The sequence below is a fragment of the Pseudomonas veronii genome (assembly GCF_001439695.1).
Taxonomy (GTDB): domain Bacteria; phylum Pseudomonadota; class Gammaproteobacteria; order Pseudomonadales; family Pseudomonadaceae; genus Aquipseudomonas; species Aquipseudomonas veronii.
Map to the genome: position 1 here is coordinate 12,303 of NZ_JYLL01000050.1, position 21,161 is coordinate 33,463.

20 protein-coding genes and 2 pseudogenes are annotated in these 21,161 nt (G+C 56.7%); 16 read left to right on the plus strand and 6 right to left on the minus strand.

Annotated elements, in window-relative coordinates; genetic code table 11:
• Window positions 1-13: 13 nt before the first annotated feature.
• The 3 genes from TU80_RS30265 to TU80_RS30275 all read left to right on the plus strand — a co-directional run bounded on the left by TU80_RS30265 (window position 14) and on the right by TU80_RS30275 (window position 4,001).
• Entirely contained in the window at window positions 14-1,666 is a 1,653-nt protein-coding gene (locus TU80_RS30265) for an acyl-CoA dehydrogenase family protein (protein WP_057006088.1), read from the plus strand.
• A 155-nt stretch (window positions 1,667-1,821) separates the two neighbouring features.
• Window positions 1,822-3,294 (plus strand): AMP nucleosidase, encoded by a 1,473-nt coding sequence (gene amn / locus TU80_RS30270; protein ID WP_164886999.1) that lies wholly within the window; start codon window positions 1,822-1,824, stop codon window positions 3,292-3,294.
• Between the two features lie 71 nt (window positions 3,295-3,365).
• On the plus strand, window positions 3,366-4,001 hold the full coding sequence (locus TU80_RS30275) for a pseudouridine synthase (protein ID WP_046381941.1): 636 nt from the start codon (window positions 3,366-3,368) through the stop codon (window positions 3,999-4,001).
• On the opposite strand, the gene TU80_RS30280 is transcribed toward TU80_RS30275, so the two are convergent.
• Complete coding sequence (locus TU80_RS30280; protein WP_026140189.1) at window positions 3,996-4,205, minus strand: DUF2788 domain-containing protein; 210 nt, start codon at window positions 4,203-4,205, stop codon at window positions 3,996-3,998. The two genes, TU80_RS30275 and TU80_RS30280, sit on opposite strands and share 6 nt — an antisense overlap.
• A 162-nt stretch (window positions 4,206-4,367) precedes the next feature.
• Window positions 4,368-4,847 (minus strand): Lrp/AsnC family transcriptional regulator, encoded by a 480-nt coding sequence (locus TU80_RS30285; protein ID WP_003194418.1) that lies wholly within the window; start codon window positions 4,845-4,847, stop codon window positions 4,368-4,370.
• Window positions 4,848-5,262: 415 nt separating this feature from the next.
• Between TU80_RS30285 and TU80_RS30290 the strand changes: the two genes are divergently transcribed.
• On the plus strand, window positions 5,263-6,450 hold the full coding sequence (locus tag TU80_RS30290) for a DUF6515 family protein (protein WP_057006089.1): 1,188 nt from the start codon (window positions 5,263-5,265) through the stop codon (window positions 6,448-6,450).
• Here TU80_RS30290 and TU80_RS30295 read toward each other — a convergent pair.
• On the minus strand, window positions 6,447-7,340 hold the full coding sequence (locus TU80_RS30295; protein WP_017848314.1) for a cation diffusion facilitator family transporter: 894 nt from the start codon (window positions 7,338-7,340) through the stop codon (window positions 6,447-6,449). The two genes, TU80_RS30290 and TU80_RS30295, sit on opposite strands and share 4 nt — an antisense overlap.
• A 15-nt stretch (window positions 7,341-7,355) precedes the next feature.
• Complete coding sequence (locus TU80_RS30300) at window positions 7,356-7,775, minus strand: hypothetical protein (RefSeq protein ID WP_017848313.1); 420 nt, start codon at window positions 7,773-7,775, stop codon at window positions 7,356-7,358.
• Between the two features lie 183 nt (window positions 7,776-7,958).
• On the opposite strand from TU80_RS30300, the pseudogene TU80_RS30305 reads away from it, so the two are divergent.
• From TU80_RS30305 to TU80_RS30330, 6 genes and pseudogenes are all read left to right on the plus strand, one after another.
• Window positions 7,959-8,339: pseudogene (locus TU80_RS30305) on the plus strand (DEAD/DEAH box helicase); the annotation flags it as partial.
• A 129-nt stretch (window positions 8,340-8,468) separates the two neighbouring features.
• Window positions 8,469-10,985 carry an ATP-dependent helicase HrpB gene (hrpB, locus tag TU80_RS30310; RefSeq protein WP_057006091.1) on the plus strand — a complete coding sequence of 839 codons (2,517 nt, stop codon included), beginning with the start codon at window positions 8,469-8,471 and terminating at the stop codon, window positions 10,983-10,985.
• Window positions 10,986-11,040: 55 nt separating this feature from the next.
• A complete protein-coding gene (locus tag TU80_RS30315) occupies window positions 11,041-12,507 on the plus strand; it encodes a site-specific integrase (RefSeq protein WP_003132541.1) in 1,467 nt (488 codons plus the stop codon).
• Window positions 12,504-14,432 (plus strand): hypothetical protein, encoded by a 1,929-nt coding sequence (locus TU80_RS30320; RefSeq protein WP_003132543.1) that lies wholly within the window; start codon window positions 12,504-12,506, stop codon window positions 14,430-14,432. Before TU80_RS30315 ends, TU80_RS30320 begins: the two co-directional genes overlap by 4 nt.
• Window positions 14,429-16,477, plus strand: a complete 2,049-nt coding sequence (locus tag TU80_RS30325) for a hypothetical protein (RefSeq protein WP_003132545.1) — start codon at window positions 14,429-14,431, stop codon at window positions 16,475-16,477. The genes TU80_RS30320 and TU80_RS30325 overlap by 4 nt, the downstream gene beginning before the upstream one ends.
• A 2-nt stretch (window positions 16,478-16,479) precedes the next feature.
• Window positions 16,480-16,908 carry a hypothetical protein gene (locus TU80_RS30330; RefSeq protein ID WP_010562495.1) on the plus strand — a complete coding sequence of 143 codons (429 nt, stop codon included), beginning with the start codon at window positions 16,480-16,482 and terminating at the stop codon, window positions 16,906-16,908.
• A gap of 132 nt (window positions 16,909-17,040) precedes the next feature.
• On the opposite strand, the gene TU80_RS30335 is transcribed toward TU80_RS30330, so the two are convergent.
• Window positions 17,041-17,262, minus strand: a complete 222-nt coding sequence (locus tag TU80_RS30335) for a helix-turn-helix domain-containing protein (protein ID WP_010562496.1) — start codon at window positions 17,260-17,262, stop codon at window positions 17,041-17,043.
• Between the two features lie 104 nt (window positions 17,263-17,366).
• Here TU80_RS30335 and TU80_RS30340 point away from each other — a divergent pair, with 104 nt between their 5' ends.
• The 6 genes from TU80_RS30340 (at window position 17,367) to tnpB (ending at window position 20,938) form a co-directional block, all read left to right on the plus strand.
• Entirely contained in the window at window positions 17,367-17,945 is a 579-nt protein-coding gene (locus TU80_RS30340) for a hypothetical protein (RefSeq protein WP_003127304.1), read from the plus strand.
• Complete coding sequence (locus tag TU80_RS30345) at window positions 17,942-19,342, plus strand: DEAD/DEAH box helicase (RefSeq protein WP_003127305.1); 1,401 nt, start codon at window positions 17,942-17,944, stop codon at window positions 19,340-19,342. Before TU80_RS30340 ends, TU80_RS30345 begins: the two co-directional genes overlap by 4 nt.
• A 90-nt stretch (window positions 19,343-19,432) precedes the next feature.
• Entirely contained in the window at window positions 19,433-19,735 is a 303-nt protein-coding gene (locus TU80_RS30350) for a hypothetical protein (RefSeq protein WP_003298444.1), read from the plus strand.
• On the plus strand, window positions 19,735-20,229 hold the full coding sequence (locus TU80_RS32385) for an inositol monophosphatase family protein (RefSeq protein WP_017340928.1): 495 nt from the start codon (window positions 19,735-19,737) through the stop codon (window positions 20,227-20,229). Before TU80_RS30350 ends, TU80_RS32385 begins: the two co-directional genes overlap by 1 nt.
• Before the next feature lie 59 nt (window positions 20,230-20,288).
• Window positions 20,289-20,606, plus strand: a complete 318-nt coding sequence (tnpA, locus tag TU80_RS34120; protein WP_082643928.1) for an IS66-like element accessory protein TnpA — start codon at window positions 20,289-20,291, stop codon at window positions 20,604-20,606.
• Window positions 20,603-20,938 carry an IS66 family insertion sequence element accessory protein TnpB gene (gene tnpB, locus TU80_RS33620; RefSeq protein WP_010562499.1) on the plus strand — a complete coding sequence of 112 codons (336 nt, stop codon included), beginning with the start codon at window positions 20,603-20,605 and terminating at the stop codon, window positions 20,936-20,938. Before tnpA ends, tnpB begins: the two co-directional genes overlap by 4 nt.
• Before the next feature lie 97 nt (window positions 20,939-21,035).
• Here the strand turns inward: tnpB and TU80_RS32395 are convergent.
• A pseudogene (locus TU80_RS32395) lies at window positions 21,036-21,161 on the minus strand (transposase); the annotation flags it as partial.

Below are 21,161 nucleotides of genomic sequence, written 5' to 3' on the forward strand. Positions count from 1 at the left end.
CAGGAGGCCCGTCATGAACCTGCACCAGTTCGCCGAAACCCACGACGTCACCAACCAGCCGCCCTCCCTGGACGGCATCAACCTGTACCGCATCGATGTGCCGCTGCAAGACTGGTCGCACCGCTTCGGTGCCGGCTGGGCTGCACCGCGCTTCGATGCGTATGGCGCGTTGGCCGGTGGGCCGCTGATGGCGGCCGGGTTCCTGGCGAACCAGAACAAGCCGCAGTTCAGCAGCCATGACCGCTATGGTCACCGTGTCGACCTGGTGGAGTTTCACCCGGCCTACCATGAGCTGATGCACACCGCCGTCGAGCATGGCCTGCCGTCGCTGCCGTGGGCTCATCCACAATCCGGCGCCCATGTGGCCCGTGCTGCCCTGACGTACCTGCACAGCCAGGCCGAGGCCGGCACCGGCTGCCCGTTGACCATGACCTTTGCCTGCGTCCCGGCCCTGCGCCTGCAACCGGACCTGGCGCAGACCTGGCTGCCGAAAATCCTCAGCACCGACTACGACCCGCGCAACGTCGGCATCGCCCACAAGGCCGGTGCCACCATCGGCATGGCGATGACCGAGAAACAGGGCGGCACCGACGTGCGCGCCAACACCACCCGTGCTTACCCCGTGGGCGCGGCCGGTCCCGGCCAAGCCTATGAACTGGTGGGGCACAAGTGGTTCTGCTCGGCGCCGATGTGCGATGCGTTCCTCACTCTGGCCCAGACCGACAAGGGCCTCACCTGTTTCCTGCTGCCTCGGCACCGTCCGGACGACACGCGCAACCAGTTCTATATCCAGCGTCTGAAAAACAAACTCGGCAATTGCTCCAACGCGTCCAGCGAAGTCGAGTTCCGCGGCGCCCTGGCCTGGATGGTCGGCGAAGAAGGCCGTGGCGTGCCGACCATCATCGAGATGGTCGCCATGACCCGCTTCGATTGCATGGTCGGCTCCAGCGCCTTGATGCGCCAGGCGCTGACCCAGGCCAGCCATCATTGCGCCCATCGTTCGGTCGGCGGTCGCGTACTCAGCGAGCAGCCGCTGATGCAAAACGTGCTGGCCGACCTGGCGCTGGAAAGCGAGGCCTCGCTGGCCATGAGCCTGCGCATGGGCCGCGCCCTCGATCATTTGGGCGATGAGCAGGAAGCCAAGTTCTCCCGGCTGGTGACGGCGGTGGGCAAGTATTGGATCTGCAAGCGCGCGCCGGCGATGATCAACGAAGCCGCCGAGTGCATGGGCGGTGCCGGTTATGTGGAGGACAGTATCCTGCCGCGCTTGTATCGTGAGGCGCCGGTGAATTCGACGTGGGAAGGTTCCGGCAATGTGCAGTGCCTGGACGTGCTGCGCGCCTTGTCCAAAGAACCGGGCGTGCTGGAAGCGCTGTTCGTCGAACTGGGCGACGGGCATGGCGACAGGCAGTTGGCGCGGCATGTCGAGCAACTGAAATCGGCGTTCATGGACACCCAGGATATCCAGTACCGCGCGCGGCAACTGACCGAGGACATTGCCGTAGCGTTGCAGGCCAAGTTGTTGCTGGAGGCCGGGAACGCGGCGGTCAGCGATGGGTTTATCGCCAGCCGTTTGGGCCAGTCGTCGGGACGGGTGTATGGCACCTTGCCACGTGGTGTGGATGTTGAGGCGATTGTCGCGCGGTCCACGCCACAGGCCCGTTGAATACACGCGGTCAACATGTGGGAGCTGGCTTGCCTGCGATCGCGGTGTGCCAGCCTCCCACAGGGACTGAGCTCTTCTTGAGTAGGCATGCCAATTCAAAGTTTGCGTCTGGCCGGGATACAGGCAAGATAAAGGTCTGCAAGTCAGCACACAGGATGCTTACCGTGACCGAAGCTTTTGTTGTCGTTCAAACCGCCGAAGAAGCCGTGGACCGGCTGGCGGCTCTGCATGAGCGTGCTACCGGCGCGCTCAATCAGGCCCTCAAGCAATACCTCAAGGACCGCGTCGAGCCCGACGCCGAACAACGCGCGATGTTTCGTTACCCGGAGCTGCGCTTGACTTACCAGTGCCATGGCGAAGTCCCACAAACCACCCGGGCGTATGCCAAGGTCCAACTGCCGGGGACTTACAGCGTCACCGTCACCCATCCGTCGGCATTCCGTAAATACCTGCTGGAGCAATTGGTGCCGCTGATGCACGACTTCACCGTGACGGTGGAAGTCGGCGTCAGCCAGCAGAATATTCCTTACCCGTATGTGGTCGAGCAGGGCGACGAACTGGCCGGCTCCGGCGTGACCGCCGCCACCCTGGCGCGGGTGTTCCCCAGCACCGACCTGTCGGCCGCCACCGATGGTATCGCCGACGGCCTGTACGACTGGGAAAACACCGACCCGCTGCCCCTGGCCCTGTTCGACGCGGCCCGCGTGGACTTTTCCCTGCGCCGCCTGGTGCATTACACCGGCAGCGATTGGCGCCATGTACAGCCGTGGATCCTGCTGACCAACTACCACCGTTATGTCGACCAGTTCATCCTGCATGGCCTGGAGCAACTGCGCAGCGACCCGCGTTTTATCCGCATGGTGTTGCCGGGCAACGTGATCATCGACAAGAGCATGGACCACGGCGAAGCGTCCGCCATTGCCGCAGGCGTGGTCTGGCACCGTTACCAGATGCCGGCCTACCACCTGCAGGCCACTGACGGCCACGGGGTGACGCTGGTGAACATCGGCGTCGGCCCGTCCAACGCCAAGAACATCACCGACCACCTGGCCGTGCTGCGTCCGCATTGCTGGCTGATGATCGGCCACTGCGGCGGCCTGCGCCAATCCCAGACCATCGGCGACTATGTCCTGGCTCACGCCTATATGCGCCGTGACGGCATTCTCGACCGCGTAGTGCCGCCGAACATCCCGATCCCGGCCCTGGCCGAAGTGCAGATGGCCTTGCAGCAAGCAGCGGCCAATGTCACCGGCGAAAAAGGCGAAGAGCTGAAAAAGCGCCTGCGCACCGGCACCGTGCTGACCTACGACGACCGCAACTGGGAACTGCGCTGGGCCCAGGAACGGCCGCTGATCAACCTGTCCCGCGCCGTCGCGGTGGACATGGAAAGCGGCACCATCGCCGCCCAAGGCTACCGTTTGCGTGTGCCTTACGGCACGTTGCTGTGTGTCTCGGACAAGCCGTTGCACAGTGAGATCAAGCTGCCGGGCTCGGCCAACGCGTTCTATGAGCGGGCGGTCAGCCAGCACTTGAAGATCGGCATCGAGGCGGTCGACCTGTTGCGCACCGAGCTCAACTCGCTGCACTCGCGTAAACTGCGCAGCTTCGACGAGCCGCCGTTCCGCTAAGCGGTTGGGATGGTCATTTAGCGGTCAGGCCACTAGCATTGTCGGTCCTGACCGTTAGATGTTCCTTCGCCATGTCCCGTCCCAGCCGTCCCGATTCGCGTCGCCCTGGCGTGAAAGCCCCGTATTCCGCAGCCCGTCGCGTCGCCAAGGCGCCACCGGCCGAGCCGAAGCTGATCCTGTTCAATAAACCGTTCGACGTGCTGACCCAGTTCAGCGACGAAGGCGGGCGGGCGACCCTCAAGGATTTTATCGACATCCCCGGCATCTACCCGGCGGGCCGCCTGGACCGTGACAGCGAAGGCCTGCTGCTGTTGACCAACGACGGTCAATTGCAGGCGCGGATTGCCGACCCCAAGCACAAGCTGGCGAAAACCTACTGGGTGCAGGTGGAAGGCGAACCTACCGAAGAACAACTGCAACGCCTGCGCGACGGGGTGGAGCTCAACGACGGCATGACCTTGCCCGCCGAAGCCCGGCAACTGGACGAGCCTGAGTTATGGCCACGCAACCCGCCGGTGCGTTTTCGCAAAAGCGTGCCGACCCACTGGCTGGAGTTGGTGATTCGTGAGGGGCGAAACCGCCAGGTGCGGCGCATGACCGCGGCGGTGGGGTTGCCCACCTTGCGCCTGGTGCGCGTGCGGATTGGCGATTGGTCCATCGACGGCCTGGAGCAGGGCCAATGGAAGGCCGTGCCGGCGCGCTTATAAGGCGCCGGACTCGATCAGGCCGATCACCACGCTCTTGATGACGAACGCGGCCACGCCCAGGCCCAGCACGAAAAACAGAATGAACGAGCCGAAACGCCCGGCCTTGGATTTCTTCGCCAGGTCCCAGACGATGAAGCCCATGAAAATGATCAGAATCGTGACCAGGCCGGTCATCATCCATTCTTCGAATAGTGCGGGGTCAATCGAGTTCATTGGTTTCTTCCGACAGGGCAGGCGGCAAGTATACGGCAGTGCTCGGGCTGGGCATTGACCTGCGTCGGTGCGTCGCAGGCAGACTTCACGGTTGAAACACAGGCTGAATGTGGGAGGGAGCAAGCCCCCTCCCACCTTTGACCGTCACCGATCTCAAGTACGCAGGTGGGTCAGCGGCAGCTCGGTGCTGTTCAATACCTGGTTCAGCACAAAGCTCGAGCGCACGCTGGTCACGCCTTCGATCCGAGTGAGGTGGCCCAGCAGCAGCTTCTGGTAGTGATCCATGTCGGGCACCACCACTTTCAACTGATAGTCGGCATCCATTCCGGTCACCAGGCTGCATTCCAGCACCTGCGGCAGGGTGCGGATGGCGGCTTCGAAGTTCTCGAAGCGCTCGGGGGTGTGGCGGTCCATGCCGATCAGCACGTAGGCGGTGAGGCTCAGGCCGAGCATCTTGCGGTCGAGCAGCGCGACCTGGCGGGCGATGTAGCCGTCGTCCTCCAATTGCTTGACCCGGCGCGAGCAGGGCGACGGCGACAGCCCGATACGCTCGGCCAACTCCTGGTTGGAGATCCTCGCGTCGCGCTGCAATTCCGCCAAAATACTCAGGTCGTATCGGTCAAGTTTGCTCATGGGGCTGGCCTTTGTCGTAACTATTGCGGTGAATTATCTCTTAAGGGTTAAAAATTGCGCAAGCACTGTTTATTGACGCAATCTTCGCAATCATCTGCCGGGGCGCTGCGCCTATGATTACCAACAGAATCACCGCCTGGACATAGTCCACTGCAGCTCGCCCAATCAGGCCCGCTGCGGCCGCCACCCCAGCAGGGTTGAGCCGGCCTCCAGGCTGCACACTGTCCACAAGACGGCGTGAGGTGAGCCAACGTCATAAGCGTTGAGCCAGGACGAAGTTCTCAAGGGGCGGCCGACGGGCTGCCCCTTTCTTTTTGCCTTAAGAAAATAGTTCTCGTGACTGATAACCTGTTCCAGAACCGGGCGAGGCTTTTCCAGTCTCATTGATAAGCCCTAAACCGCAGTGAGGAAGAGCATGAAGCGCATCTGGCGAATGGCAGGTGTTGGTTTGTTGGTGGTCAGCGTCAGCGCGCAGGTAACAGCGGACGAGCGCGATAATTCACCCGAGCGGCCGCAGGGCGGCGGGCAGCATGAACGCGGCCCTGAAGGTGGCGGGCGGCCCGAGAATAATCAGCCGCGCCCGCAGAGCCCGCCGTCACGGCCCGAGAATAATCAGCCGCGCCCGCAGAGCCCGCCGTCACGGCCCGAGAATAATCAGCCGCGCCCGCAGAGCCCGCCGTCACGGCCCGAGAATAATCAGCCGCGCCCGCAGATCGCGCCGCCTCGGCCTGAGAACAATCAGCCACGCCCGGAGAACCCGCATTTTGATCGCGGCGGCCCGAACGGCGGCGGTCAGGGGCAAGGCCGGCCCCAGGGCAATGAGCCGGGTCGCCCGGCACCGCAGCCACAACCGTCGAACAGCCTGCCGATCCAGGGGCGGCCCGATACGGTGCGCCAGACCCAGGAACCGCGTGAGGGTTACTACCGCGATATCCCGCGCCGCAACGACGGCAATCAACATTGGGAGGCCGGTGGCCCCGGTTCACGTCCAGGCAACGACGGCGGTTACCACAATGAGCGTCCCGGTGATAATCGCTGGCCAGGTCGCCCCGATGGGCACGGCAACGGCTGGGGCCCCGGTCCGCAGTATCGCCCAGGGTATATGGTGGATCGTTTTCCCGAGCGTAATTACCGCGTGCCTTACCGTGGCCAGGATTATTTCTTCTCCGGCGGCTACTGGTATCGCCCGCAAGGCCCGCGCTATGTAGTGGTGGCGCCGCCGTATGGCATCCGCGTGCATTACTTGCCGGACTACGCGCGCGAAGTGTGGGTGGGCGGTGCGCTGTTCTTCCTCGCGGCGGGTGCCTATTACACCTACGAAAACAGTACCCAGCAGTACGTGGTGGTGGAACCGCCGACCGCCGTACCGGCACCGCAGCCAGCACCCCAGGGTAACGGTTATGACGTGGTGGCCTATCCCGCCAATGGCCAGTCACCGGCGCAGGTGCAGCAGGATGGTTACGACTGTTATCGCTGGGCCGTGCAGCAAAGTGGCTTCGACCCGCAAGCGGTCACCTACGCTCCGGCCCCGGCAGTGGTGCAAGCCTACCGCCAGGCCCAGGGCAACTGCCTGAGCAGTCGCGGCTATCAGGTGCAGTACTAGGCCTGGGCGCCACTCACCACATCCAACGGGTCGGCGTGTACCAGCACTTCGGCCCGCGGGTAGGCTTTGTGAATGGCATCGGCGGCCTGGTCGCTGATGCCGTGGGCGACAGACAACGTCAATTCCCCCGGCAATTCCAGGTGCAGCTGCACAAACCAGTGGTTGCCGGAAATCCGCGTGCGCAAGTCGTGTGCGCCCAGCACGCCGGGTACGCCACGCGCCAATTCCAGCATGTGCTGGCTGACGTCCGGCGGCAGTTCTTCGTCCATCAGCACGGCAAAGCTTTCCCGGGCGATCTGGATCGCGCTCCACAGAATGTAGGCCGCGATGCCCAGGCCAAACCAGGCGTCGATCTGATGGAAGCCGAAACCGGCCAGGATCAGCGCAATCAAGATACTGCCATTGAGCAGCAGGTCCGAGCGGTAGTGCAGCGAGTCGGCGCGCACGGCGCTTGAGCCGGTTTCCCGCACCACGTGGTGTTGCAGGACCAGCAGGGCCACGGTCAGCGCCAGGGACAAGATAATCACGCCAATGCTCAGCCACGGCGCGCCCACCGGCTCGGGATGCTTGATCCGTTCGAATGCCTGCAACGCAATCAGCACCGCACTGCCGGCGATAAACAGCGCCTGCGCCATCCCGGCCAGCGACTCGGCCTTGCCATGCCCGTAACGGTGATCGTCATCGGCCGGGCGCAGGGCGTAATGCACCGCCAGCAGATTGAGCAGCGAGGTGACACCATCGAGTAGCGAATCGGTCAACCCGGCGAGCATGCTCACCGAGCCGCTGAGCCACCAGGCGATGGCCTTGGTCACAATCAGCACAGAGGCCACGCCCACCGAGGCGCGCGTGGCCAGGCGCAAGAGCCGGGCGTGTTCGGGACTGCTGGTCATAAGCGGGTCAGATCCTTAGGCGGACGGTTGTAAGCCGAGGGCCGCCAGTTGTTGCACGCTGCCCTTGAACTGGATCATGCGCGGGTCGTCCAGCGGCAGCGTGCGACCGGTTTCCTGCTGGATGATGGTCTGCAGCTTGGCAGTGTCGACCTTGCCGTCGGCACCGATGGCTTGCTGCAGTTTCTCCGGGGCGACTTGTGCGGTCTTGCCCGGTTCGAAGTAGATCGCGCCGGTGGCGAAGTCGACGCCGAAGGCGATCAGGCCAGGGATCACGTAGAACAGCAGGCCCACGGCATCGAGCACGGCAATCGTCGGGTCGATCTTGCCGTCGATCTGGCCGCGGCGATCGGGATAGAAAATCGAACCGCAGGCCGTCAGTTGGCTCAGCAGAGTGACGGCGAGGACACCGCCGATGACACGGGAAGCGATACGCATGGAAAATCTCCTGTCAGTCACTGTAGGAGCGAGCTTGCTCGCGAAAGACGTTAACGATACCGCGTGCTGCCTGAATGTGCGTGGTGCTCTGTGATTTTTCGCGAGCAGGCTCGCGCCTACGGGAGACCACCACCGGTATCCGACAGTTCGCCGTTATACTCGCCGCTCTGCTTTGGAGCCAGTATGAATTCGTTGCCGATCGATGATGTTTTACCCGCCCTGCGTGACGCCTTGGCGAATCGCCATGAAGCCGTGCTGGAAGCACCGCCCGGCGCCGGTAAAACCACCCGCGTACCCTTGGCCTTGTTGAATGAGCCTTGGCTGGCCGGGCAGACCATCCTGATGCTCGAACCCCGACGCCTGGCCGCGCGCGCCGCCGCCGAGCGCCTGGCCAGCGAGCTGGGGGAAAAGGTCGGTGAAACCGTCGGCTATCGCATCCGCCTCGACAGTAAAGTGGGGCCCAACACGCGCATCGAAGTGGTCACCGAAGGCATCCTCACCCGCCGCCTGCAGGACGACCCGGCGCTGGACGGCGTGGGGCTGCTGATCTTCGACGAATTCCACGTTTTGCTGAATGCACAGAAACCATTACTTTCTTGTCAAAAACTCTAAAGCAACGCCATCTCAGTCTGACCGCTTAATCTCCACGCTTGATCCCCCGTCGTATACTGCCTCCCTGATTTGGGAGCCTCGATGATTTCACTACCTATTGACCTCGTATTGCCAGACTTACGAGAGGCCCTGGCCAACCGCCACGAAGTGATACTTGAAGCTCCTCCTGGTGCGGGCAAGACCACTCGAGTGCCCCTAGCACTACTGAACGAACCTTGGCTTGGTGATCAGAAGATCCTGATGCTCGAGCCTCGTCGATTGGCTGCTCGGGCCGCCGCCGAACGTTTGGCGAGTGAGCTGAGTGAGAAGGTTGGTGAGACTGTCGGATACCGCATTCGCCTTGAAAGCAAGGTAGGCCCTCGAACCCAGATTGAGGTGGTCACCGAAGGTATTCTGGCTCGTCGTCTCCAAGATGATCCTGCGTTGGATGGTGTGGGCGTGGTCATCTTCGATGAATATCACCTGCGTAACTTGGACTCTGACCTTGCACTAGCTCTGTGCCTGAGCGCCCGAGAACTTTTGCGCGATGAGCCTCCATTGAAGTTGCTCCTAATGTCCGCCACGTTGGAAGGTGCTCGCCTTTCCAAGGTACTGAATGATGCGCCTGTGGTCACCAGTGAAGGGCGAATGTACCCGGTCTCGACAGTTTGGGGCAGCGCCTATCAACCGGGCGAGCGTATCGATGCGCGAGTCACTGACACCTGTTTGGCTGCCATCAACGAACAGCCGGGAAGCGTTCTGGTTTTCCTTCCTGGGCAGGCAGAGATTCGGCGGGTGGCTGAGGCGCTTAAGGAGCAGTTGAGTGGTCGTCCAGAGGTTATCGTATGCCCTCTCTACGGCGACCTCGACTTGAATGCTCAGCGTGCTGCGATAAACCCAGCACCCCAAGGCTCACGGAAGATCGTACTGGCCACGAACATCGCTGAAACCAGCTTGACCATCGAAGGTGTCAGGGTGGTGGTGGACAGTGGTCTCGAGCGAGTGCCGAAATTCGATCCTCGCAGTGGAATGACCCGGCTCGACACACAGCGTATTTCGAAGGCCAGTGCTACTCAGCGAGCAGGACGGGCAGGTCGATTGGAGCCAGGTGTCTGCTATCGCCTGTGGTCTGAATCGCAGCACGAGCAAATGGCCGGTTACAGCACCCCTGAGATCCTGCAGGCTGATCTCGCAGCCTTGGCGCTCCAGTTGGCCCGGTGGGGAATGAAGCCAGAGGAGATGACCTGGCTCGACCAACCTCCATCAGCTCCCTTCGCCCAAGCCAGAGACCTGCTGAAGCGCCTGGGCGCACTCGACGATGCTGGACAGCTCACACCACACGGATCAGCCATGAGCGAGCTTCCAGCGCATCCACGGATCGCTCACATGCTCATTAAAGGCAACGCGATGGGGCTGGATTACCTCGCTTGCAACATCGCTGCGCTGCTGGGTGAGAAGGATGTTTTGCGTGGTGCAGGTGCCGATCTTCACATCAGACTGAGTGCATTATCCGGCGATCAACATTCACGTCGAGGCGGTGGATCCTTCCAGCGCGTGAAGCAGTCTGCTCGGCAGTATCGATCCCTGCTACGTGGGAGAGCCGTTCACCCTGTCAGCGAGCCGGATCACCCAAGATGGGTAGGCTGCCTACTGGCATTCGCTTACCCTGACCGAGTAGGTCTCCAGAGGCGTGCGAGTGCGTCTGAGTACCGTCTCTCCAACGGGCGGGCTGCTGTGTTCTCAGAGCCTGATGCTCTCACTAAACATGAGTGGCTTGTAGTGGCCGATCTGGGTAGTCGGCAAGGGCAGCGCGAGGAGCGGATCTACCTAGCGAGCGATCTCGATCCAGCTTTGTTCGATGACGAGTTGGCTGACCTTGTAAGGTCAGTCGATGAGGTTGACTGGGACGAGAGGGAGGGGGTACTCAAGGCTGAGCGGCAACTCAAGGTGGGGCAGTTGGTACTGTCCGCAACCCCTTCGCCAAGTCTTGATGAGCAAGTTCGTTCGCTAGCCTTGGTAAATCTGGTGAGGCGCAAGGGCATCGAGCTTCTGCCTTGGAACCCTGAGTTGCGCCAATGGCAGGCGCGGGTCAATCTGCTGCGTCAGTTGGATATCCAAAATTGCCAAACAGAAAGCAAGTGGCCTGATCTCAGCGATACCAACCTTCTGGACACGCTGGAAGAATGGCTCGCACCGTACCTGGGCAAAGTCTCGAGGCTCAGCCACTTCAGCCAACTGGATCTGTCATCGATTGTCAGGAATCTTCTGCCTTGGCCGCTTCCACAGGAACTAGAGACACAGGCACCTCAGACCATCCAGGTGCCATCTGGGTCGAATATCCGAATCGACTATTCGCAGCATCCTCCGATATTAGCTGTGAGGCTGCAGGAGCTTTTTGGTCTGTCAGAAACACCTCGGATTGCCCAAGGTAAGCAGCCCCTGACGTTGCATCTTTTGTCGCCGGCGCGGAGGCCTGTACAGGTCACCCAAGATCTGGCCAATTTCTGGCGTAGCACCTACGTGGAAGTGAAGAAGGATCTTAAAGGCAGATACCCAAAGCTATTCCATAAGTTAGACCCTTGGGTTGAATCGCTTAACAACAAAAAGATTGACAGGTAGCGATTGTAAACTGACGCATAACATATAGGATTGACTGATTCATCAGGGGGGGCGAATGTCCTACACCAATCCGCGTCACGAAGGTCGTCTGATTCTCATCCCGAATTTGCAGGATGCCTTCGCTATCCTGCATGTCAGTGAAGCGCCTCGCGGCTCTATTGAGTCAGCGCTTGAGGGGGCTGAATCCAATCTGCTTTATAAATGCGATGAAGTCGGTTCAGGGAATGACCGTGCCCTGTTCAATTTCCCATTTTTGTTTAGTGCTAATGGCAACCCTTGGCACGAAGCGAACGACTACTTGCTGAGTCTCATGCGTGATAGGGCTCCTGCAAGTCGACGCACTGATGATGTTAGGCGTCGTGCCAGTAAACTGTTGGATTACCTCCTATTCTGTGAGGATAACAATCTGGATTGGCTCGACTTTTCCGGTGCCCGTCCTTCGCTTCGCCCGACTTACAAGTACTTCTATCACCTGATTAAAGAAGGCCGTCGCAGTAATCAGGTCATCAATCAATATACCGCTGCGGTCTATCACTTTTATAAGTACGTTTCCGAGCATTGGCATTACCTCGATCTAAAGCGTGTTGATACGATCAAGCAAGTGCGGCTTATCGTGCAGAGCCCAAAAGGCGCGAAAATCATCGATGCTGAAAAGCGCAGCCAAACGCGGCGTACGCCGCCTAGTAGCTCCGTTCCTTTGGGATTCGTGCGTGAAGATGGCGAGGATCTTCGACCTCTCTCCAATCTTGAGTTAGGCGCGCTTTTGGAGGCCATTAATGAAAAGAAATGGTCAACGATTGAGCGGTTGATTCTTCTCACGTCTCTGATGACTGGAGCTCGTAAGCAAAGTGTTTTGACCATACGCTTGAAGCATTTGAAAGGATTTACAGAAGACAAACTAGTGCCGGAATGTGCCTATAAATTGCATGCCGGCCCGCGCACAGGCATTGATACGAAATTTGACAAAACTCAAGTTCTGTATGTTCCAAAGCAACTTGCTGAAGAATTGGTCACGCTTGCACGTAGTCCGATGATGAGGAGACGGCGGGAAAAATTTCGTGCTCAATTAGAAGTCAGTCATCCCGGTCTGTTGATAGAAGAGGACGATATGTATTTGTTTCTCTCCGATCAAGGCAATTGTTATTACATGGCTTCAAATGATCCGCGTTACGCAATTGTTAGGTCGCCACAGACAGGGCAGGTGACGGAAACAATAAAGCGAAAATTGCAGAGTACAGCTTCTAGCCAATTTCCAAAAGATTTTACATATCACTGGCTGCGAGCGACTTTTGCCTATCAACTCTACCAGCGCCTGCAACCGTTGGTTCAAGAAGGCGTTTTGAAATTAGGGGAGGATATTGATTTTATTCAAAAACGTATGCATCACGAGTCTAGGGAAACAACTGAAAACTATCTAAAGTTATTCAATATGACTCACGAAAAAGTCATCGCCCAAGAGGTGTGGGAGAAGAAATTGTTTAACGGTAACTACGAAGTCATGAAATTGACGGTCCAAGAATGAGTAGTCGGCAGCTGTTAGAGCATCGCGAAAATACAAAAATTATTACGCTAAATGAGTTGGTTCAGGAGTTTTCCGAACCTGAGCGTTTGCGATTGCAGCTGACCGTTAAGGTTAAAAAGAAGCCGTTAGATATTGGTAGTTTTGCATATCTCATTCGTGGTAAGAATAAAAGTGTTCATGATGATCGCGGGACGCCATTGGTGATTGAGTCGTTCGTTGAAAGTCGTCGTGAGCTGATTGTGAGAGTTTTGGAGTCTTTTGTCGGTCTGCGTGATAAGTCAGTCTTGGCAAATTTCTTCCATACCGAATATTTTATTGATTGGTTGAACGCTGAGGGTTACCGAGAAATATTTTCCAGTAGCGTGGATGCTCAAAAGGCATATCGAGATTATACAGCGCATCTAAATCAAAAAATATCCGATAAAAAGCTGAAGCCCCGGACCGCGTCAAGCTACCAAACTAGAGCATCCAGCCTGATCAAATTACTTTATCCAGATAATAGTGTCCATATTCTTGCTGGTGCAGTAAGGATTGTTCCAGATAGAGGTTCTGCAACAGCAGGCGCTGCTCATGTCGAGTTGTATAGAGATGTTTGCTTTGCCATTGCCCAGCAGTGCAGTGATTTTATCTTGAATAAAAAACCTTACCCGCTCGTGGTTGGAGTTAGAGATTATGAAGTTGTTATATTTCCGTCCAACCGAGGCGCGAGCAGCCCATTTAAGGATGCTGCTCCTTCATATAACTCAGCTGAGCGGCGAATTGCTACGGCCGAAGAATACTTCGCGGCCTTCGAGAGGCTTGGCCGAAAAAAGCCGAGAAATTATAATGTCGCGCGCGAACTAAGAAGCTCCCAGGCATCTTTGGATGCGGCTAATGAAGATGGGCGCAACTGGCATCGTCTTAATCTAGCGAGTCTTGCGGCGAAAGCCTATGCTATCCTTTTTTTTATGATTACAGGTGCCACTCCGGCTGAATTTGAGCAGTTTAGTTACGAAGACGCACTCAAAGTTGAAAAGTCCCCTCTCAAGAAAGAGTTGTCGGCTGTGAAATTTCGGGCTGGCGGAAAGTCAACGCTTTACAACATTGGGCGGGGCTCGGGTTTGTCGCTGCTGAAAGAGTATTTAAAGCTGCGTGCGTGGATTTTGGATGGTGCGAGACATGAGCGACTATTCTTTGCAATGCCTACGTCTGGTCAGCTTAGAACTTGCAAAAGCTTTGGTGATCTTAACGTGACAAGCTCCTTAGAAAAATTTTATGAGTTTATTAGCGGGGTCTTTCTTGATCCGACTGTACCAAGACTTTCAACTCGTAAAATACGCAAGCACAAAAGCACTGAAATGCACTCTGCACGTTTGTCGCCGTCCACTGTAGCGGCATCCCTCAATCACACCGAAGCGGTGAATCTTTCTACCTATGCAGAGGCAACACCTGAACAGCAGCAATCCGAGTTCAGCCTGTTTTGGGATGCAATACGCCACGCTGCTCATGTTGTGCGTGAGCGAAGCCGCAAGGCTGTAGCAAGTAGTGTCGCAATAGCGGCGGGTCACTGCGAGGATTTCAATAAGCCGACGTCTGCCACTGATGTGGGATTGATTATAGAGCCGAACTGCCGCACCCAATATGGTTGTTTGTACTGCGAAAACTATTTATGTCACGGCGATGAGGAGGATCTGCATAAAATTCTGAGTTTGCAATACGTGGTCAATGCCGTGCGTAAATCGGCCCCCGATGCAGCGCATACTGAGGCACTTTTCAAAGAGTTATCTATCCGGATCGAGTTTATAGTCGATGCTCTTAGTGAGCGCTCTAGCTCGGTGAAACAGACAGTCGAAAAGGTTAAAGCTAAGGTGTTTGAATACGGCGAGTTAACTAAGTTTTGGGAAGTCCGGTTGGGTCGCTATGAAAAAATGGGGATCGTATTTTGAGTGCTGCTGTTCAGTCGATAGGTAGTCTTTTTTCTAGCGGCCAGTTTCCAGTCACCAGCCAGCCAGATAGTGCGGCTCAGCTGTATGGGAAGCCCGCGTCGGATTTTGTTATCTGTCGCACTGAGTATGGCAATGCAACGGCAGTGTACGGCGAGTCTGTATGGGACTTTAACCCGTACAGGCTGAGTGCAAAAAAAATTGGCCGAATACGCTTCGATATGGTGTTCGGTGATTATGGTCATGATCAGCAAGCGCTGATCGAAGAAGCCAAATATCTTCTGTATTGTCTTATTTATTTCGCTGGCGGTGGGCGGATTGGTAAGCTGAGTGCATCTACGATTATTTCATATTGGGTTGTGCTGCGCATCGCTATGAAGTTCTGCTATGCGCAGAAAAAGAAGTCAATGGTTGGTGTGCTGTCCTTGCAGCAGCTTTTTACCGTGCCTGTTTATCTAGCGGCTTTTGTTAGTGAAAGTAATTTTGACAAGACGGTTCTTAGTGGGATATTGCACGGATTGATTAGTGTGGGCGAGGAACGCCTAGGGTATGTTGTGCTGAATCCAAGAGTTTTTGATTTGAGAAGACCTGATTCTAAACAGCATCCGGTAATTCCGACACGCCTTTATTTGAATTTAATAAATATTTGTGGCGACCTGCTCGATCATCTTTACTTGGGTGTTGGGAATATTGATTCATTTATATCGTGCTTTGCTGATGAGTATTTCGGTCTTACTCCGCACCGTCAAAAATCTTTGGGGGTTGGTGGTAAGTCGCGCTATCGCCCCGGTATTCAGCAAGCAATAGAGGAATATGGTCTGGCTGCGGTTTTTGTCGGTGAGTTTGCCTGTTCCGAAAAGAGAAAGCTGCAGCGAGTCCTTCTCAAGATGCAGTATGTGGTGAGAATGGTGATACACCTATATACCGGCATGCGTGATCAAGAGGTGATGCGTATGTCTTATAACTGCTTATCTGATCAAGTCGTGAGATGTTCAGTGGTTGATGATCAAGGTTTTATGCGCGATCAACCGCAATCAGTACACATATTATCGACTACCACGAAGTTTAGCGGTTACAAGAAAGAAAGCGCATGGTTCGCGGCAGGCGAAGTCGTCAAGGCGGTCGAGGTTGGCCAGGCGATTTGTCGTGGTTTAGCCCGGCTCTATAGGATTGAACTGGATGATCGTTGTCCGCTATTCATCAATCCGTCCGTCCTGTGTAAAACGAAGAATTGTGCAGAAGTTGGTGTAACAGACTTTACATTGAGAGCAACGATGGGCAGTGCTTTGAAATCCTTATCGATTCAATCAGAGGATTTACAAGAGTTGGCTCAGAGCGACCCTTCTCGTGACTTTTACAATGAGCCAGATTTTGCAGTAGGCCAGCCCTGGCCGCTGACTAGCCATCAATTCCGACGTTCGTTGGCCTTCTATGGAAGCAGTAGCGGCTTTCTCTCGCTACCGACTCTGCGAGCGCAGTTCAAGCATATGACCATTCAGATGGCGCGCTATTATGCGAATGGCTTTGATAACTTGCGCACCATTTTTGGCTACTATGACGAGAAGAAAATAGACTTCGTGCTACCATATAACCACTTTGCTTTCGAGTTCCAGATGGCCATGCCGATGTCGGTGGCCAATCAGTTGATTGCAGATCTGCTGTTCAAAGAAGAACCGCTGTTTGGTGGCACCGGTTCATACATGCAGAGGCAGAAAGAACGTGTTGAAGCTGGCGAGATAAAGATTGAAGATATTCGTGCCGATACAGAGCTTCGGGTGAAGAACGGTGCAATTAGCTATCGGCCAACGCTACTCGGTGGTTGCACCAAGGTGGGCCGCTGCGATTCCTTCATGCTCGGTGACTATACTGAATGTTTGTCCTGCGAGGGTGCGATTATCAAGCCCTCCAGGTTAAGTGCGGCCATTGAGGATGCGAAAAACGAGTTGTCAAACTACGCAGAAGACTCAGGCGAATATCAAATTGTGAAGGGCGATATTGAGCGCCTAATGGTTTTCAAGACTCGCCTGATCGACACTGTGGAGCTTTAGTCATGAAGTCTGGTGAAGGAATAAGCAAGGGGGTTGGTGCCTGTCAGGAAGCTTTGCAGCGCCTTCTCGATGGGAAGCCTTTTATGCCCGAGCATGTAGGGCTAGACCTATCCAAACTTACCGCGAGCATCGTCAGTCATGAGGCTGGATTTGACCGTGGTTATCTGAAAAAGTCTCGCAAAACACATTTGCCATTACTCGCAAAGATCGAGGCTTGTCGTGCTGAGGCTGACAAGGGCTGCGGCTCATCAAGTGGTAAAAGCATTAAACGTTTAGCAGATAAAGTTTTGTTTTTAGAAAAAGAGCTGGCGATGGTCAGTTCGCAGCGTGATCGAGCGCTTACACAGAACCTCCAGCTATGGGCGCGCGTGAGAGAACTGGAACTAGCTGAGCGTCAGAACAAGTCACGCCGGGTTCGGCTACATCATTGATAGATTTACGCCTCCTCGACAGCATCACAAGCGTCGGGGAATGTTCTAGCTAGTAGTCTGGATAATGAGGTTAGGGCCGACAGCATTAATGCAATTTCAAGCCTTCTTGAGCGCCAGCGTCGATCAGGTGGGCTAAAGCTCTGACGCCTGAGGCAGTAGGCCGCATGGATCGCATGCAAGCACGCTTGCGATGCGATACAGCTTCTCGACGGTGATGTTGACCTCGCCACGTTCGATCCGCCCTACGTAGCTGCGGTCGATATTGCACGCCAGCGCCAGTGCATCCTGGGAAATCCGGCAGGCCTTCCTCTGCACTCGGATGCGTTCCCCTAACGCTTTCGCCAACTTATCCATGACCGTCTCAATTCAACTTGAGGCGGCACTATCGTGCGTTTGCGGACGCACAGGCCACGGATTATAATCCGCATTTCTTTCGCGCTAACTCTTCTGGTGCCTCAATGAAATCGGCCTCGTTTATCTTCGACAGGCGTCTGTATGAGCTGCTTCAGGAGCCAGGGCGTACAACCTTTACGACCCGTGAACTGCGCGATGCCTATGCTGCTCGCCTGAATGGCACACATTTCCGTATCGCCGATGTGCGACGCTATGTGTATGAGCAGATCCGTCGACTAGTGCGCGCGGGCTGGGTTGCACTGGACGAGGACCGTCGTGTCCGAGGACAGGTCTACCACCTGCAGCCGATTCCGGCACACCTACAACTGGAACTGATCGACAACGGTTTTGAGAGCAGCCTTATGGCTGCCGGAGTGCCCGAACCAGACACGGCGGTACGCGACGTGGAGGCTTTGCCGGCCAATACGGATTTGCAGTTGGAGGCGCTCCACAAGGAAATCCGCTTGGACTTTCTCACTTCAATGGGCGAGGCAGAGCGATTCAAGCTGCTTCTGGACGAGATGCCGCATTTGCGCGACAAGGTTGAAGGCGATTACCTGGAGGCCAGGGATCGCAGTTCTCGCCTTCTGGGCCATTTACGCGCCATAGAAAAGACCCTCAAAACGCTCGCAGCGCCACGATGAGCAGATCGCTACGCAGCTGGCAGAACAGCTGCATCACCAAGGCGTTGGAGCACCTTACCGTCACGCAGCACTTCTTCTGCCAGGCAACGCCGGGAGCCGGGAAGACGCGCATGGCCGCGGAGCTGACCAGCCGACTGCTTCAGCAGGACAGAATTGACCTGGTGCTGTGCTTTGCGCCGTCCTGCCAGGTCGTGGAGGGTTTTCGTTCGACTTTTTCGGAAGTGCTAGGCAGACGTCTCGATGGCCAGATGGGTGCCGTGGGGGCGGCCTATACCTATCAGGCCATGGAATACCGTGATGAGGGATTCTGGCAGCTTCTTGATGACTACCGGGTGCTTGTGGTCTTCGATGAAATCCACCATTGCGCCGGCCACGATCCGCTCCTCAGCAATGCCTGGGGGCAGCAGATACTGCACCGGATACAGGATCGCGCTGTCTTCACGTTGGCCCTGTCTGGCACGCCCTGGCGTTCGGACGACAAGGCCATTGCCTTGGCTCGCTATTCGTCGCCCGAAGGGCATTTGATCTGCGATTACCGCTATGGCTTGAAAGACGCCATTGCCGACGGCGTGTGCCGATCCCCTCGCATTGTGTTGCTCGATAATCAGAAGGTGAAACTCACTGAAGAACTTGGCGCGGATAGCTCCGTCAGGCTGTTTCCCAGCATCGCCAAGCTTTTGGGGGAGTCACCTGTCACCTATGAGGAACTGCTGCGCCATGACGACGTGATCAATCCAATCCTCGACCTTGGCTACAGCAAGCTCAACGAGCTACGCCAGATCAAGCCTGATGCCGCCGGCTTGGTGGTGGCTACCGACATCGAACACGCTCAGCAAATAGCCCAGGCTCTGGAAACAATGGGTGAAGAGTGCCGTATCGTGACCAACAAAACCCCGGATGCGCAGCAAGTGATCAATGCATTCCGCAGCAACACCTGCCGCTGGATTGTCGCCGTAGGAATGATCAGCGAAGGCACCGACATTCCACGCCTGCAAGTGTGCTGCTATCTCAGCCGTATCCGCACCGAACTGCATTACCGGCAAGTGCTGGGACGGGTACTGCGACGCACAGGTGAATCGGATGACCAGGCTTGGCTATTCATGCTGGCAGAACCGAAGCTTCAGGGCTTTGCGGAGCGAATTGCAGATGACTTGCCGGATGACCTGGCCGTTTTGAGAGATGTGCAGATGCCTGGATTTAATCCAGACTCAAGGCCTGAACCGATGGGTGCTTCGGGCCATGTCAAGGGTATCGGCGATGCTGGGTTAGGTGGCGCAGAACCTGGTATTGGGTCGCAGGCTACGAACATCATTTCGCTGGGTGGCTTTGCAAATGAGCCCGCTTACCAGGTCAGCTTTTCCCAGCATTACCGGCAGCAGCTACTGGCTTGTTTCTGATGCTCAGCCAGTCGAGGCTGCTCGAATGATGCCGGTGTGCATGAATCCATAACCGGCCGGTGCCGCGTGGAACGTAATCGTGAGGTGCGTATGGAGGTTAGGTCGCAGGCATTGGTCGATGTCGTTGAGGATGTGATCTGCGACGTGTGCCGCTCTGGAACTCGTATCCCTGGCTATGGCCTTCAATACGGCAAGCTTGAAGCCCAATGGGGATATGGATCACAGCATGACGGAAAGCACTATCGGGTGCATCTCTGCGAGCCCTGCTTTTTCAGGGTGCTGAGTGGATTGCGTCGGGAGTGTATGGTCAATGGCATGTTCGATGATGAGCAGCCATTTTCCTCTGAGGATTTTGGCTTGGTCAGCAAGGGTAACTACTGGGAAAAGAGCTGATGACAGGACTGCGGCTGAGCGATCTTCTTGAACCCGTCATGCAGCTTGCTTACGAAGCAGGCCTACTTATTGAGTCAGAGCTTAATAGACCAGACGGCCCAAGGGGCAGTGGCTTTAAGGCAGACGTCGATGTTGAAATCGAGGTACTTCTGCGACAGCGACTGAAGCACATCCTTAATTGCGATTTTGTCGGAGAAGAAACGGGCTGCGAGCTATCAGGCCACCCATTTAGTTGGGTTGTTGACCCCAATGATGGAACAGGCGACTTCCTCAATCGTCGGCCGGGCTCTGCCATTTCTATCGGATTGCTGCATAACGCAACGCCAGTGCTGGGCGTGGTTTACGCCCCCGTCACGCCTAGTGGTCCTGACTGCATAGCATGGGCTGAGGGTGCACCGGCTTTACTGCGTAATGGTCGTCCCGTGAATAATGACCTGCAATCTGCGATCTTGGGTAAGCGTCCAGCCAAGTCACCTTCCGAACTCCAGCATTAAGGGCGATGGTGTCCGCGTATTTTTAAGCGGACGCGTTCGTCCTTAACGTTAGGATTTCCATGCGCCAACGAAGCTCTTACCCCGAACCGTTCAAGGTCCAGGTCGTTCAGGAATGCCTACAACCGGGTGCGACCGTCTCCAGCGTTGCCATCCGCCATGGCATCAACGCCAACGTCATTCGAAAATGGCTACCGCTTTACCGAGATCAGCTACCCGCGGCGTTGCCGGCGTTCGTTCCATTGAGGGCTACGCCCAAACGGCCGACTGCAGGATCGGTGATTATTGAGCTATCGCTTGGCGAGCAGTCAGTCACAGTGAAATGGCCAGTGTCCGATCCTGACGGCTGCGCCCGCTTTGTCCGGGGGCTTGCCCCGTGATCCGCATCGATAGCATCTGGCTTGCCACTGAGCCGATGGACATGCGCGCCGGCACCGAGACCGCATTGGCCCGTGTAGTGGAGGTATTCGGTGCGGCGAAGCCGCACTGTGCTTATCTGTTCGCCAACCGCCGCGCCAACCGCATGAAAGTGTTGGTGCATGACGGTGTAGGGATCTGGCTGGCCGCGCGGCGATTGAACCAGGGCAAGTTTCACTGGCCAGGCATCCACCGCGGCTCGGAAGTTGAACTCGACACCGAGCAGCTTCAGGCTTTGGTGCTCGGTTTACCTTGGCAGCGGGTTGGTGCAGCCGGTGCGATCACAGTGCTGTAGCGCCGGCCATTAGCCCATCGCTTTATCTGCGCTGATCGCCTGCTCTGGCACAATCAGCGGCATGACTTCCTCGCCCAATCTCGACCAACTGACACCTGGTGGTTTCGTCGGGGATGCGCTCCAGGTTCAGCCCGGCAAACTGGCGCAGGATCGTGGTTTCGTACAGCGCTTCCTCCATCGCTGGATCGCTGTAGCCGAACCAGTTCTGCAGCAGATGCACACG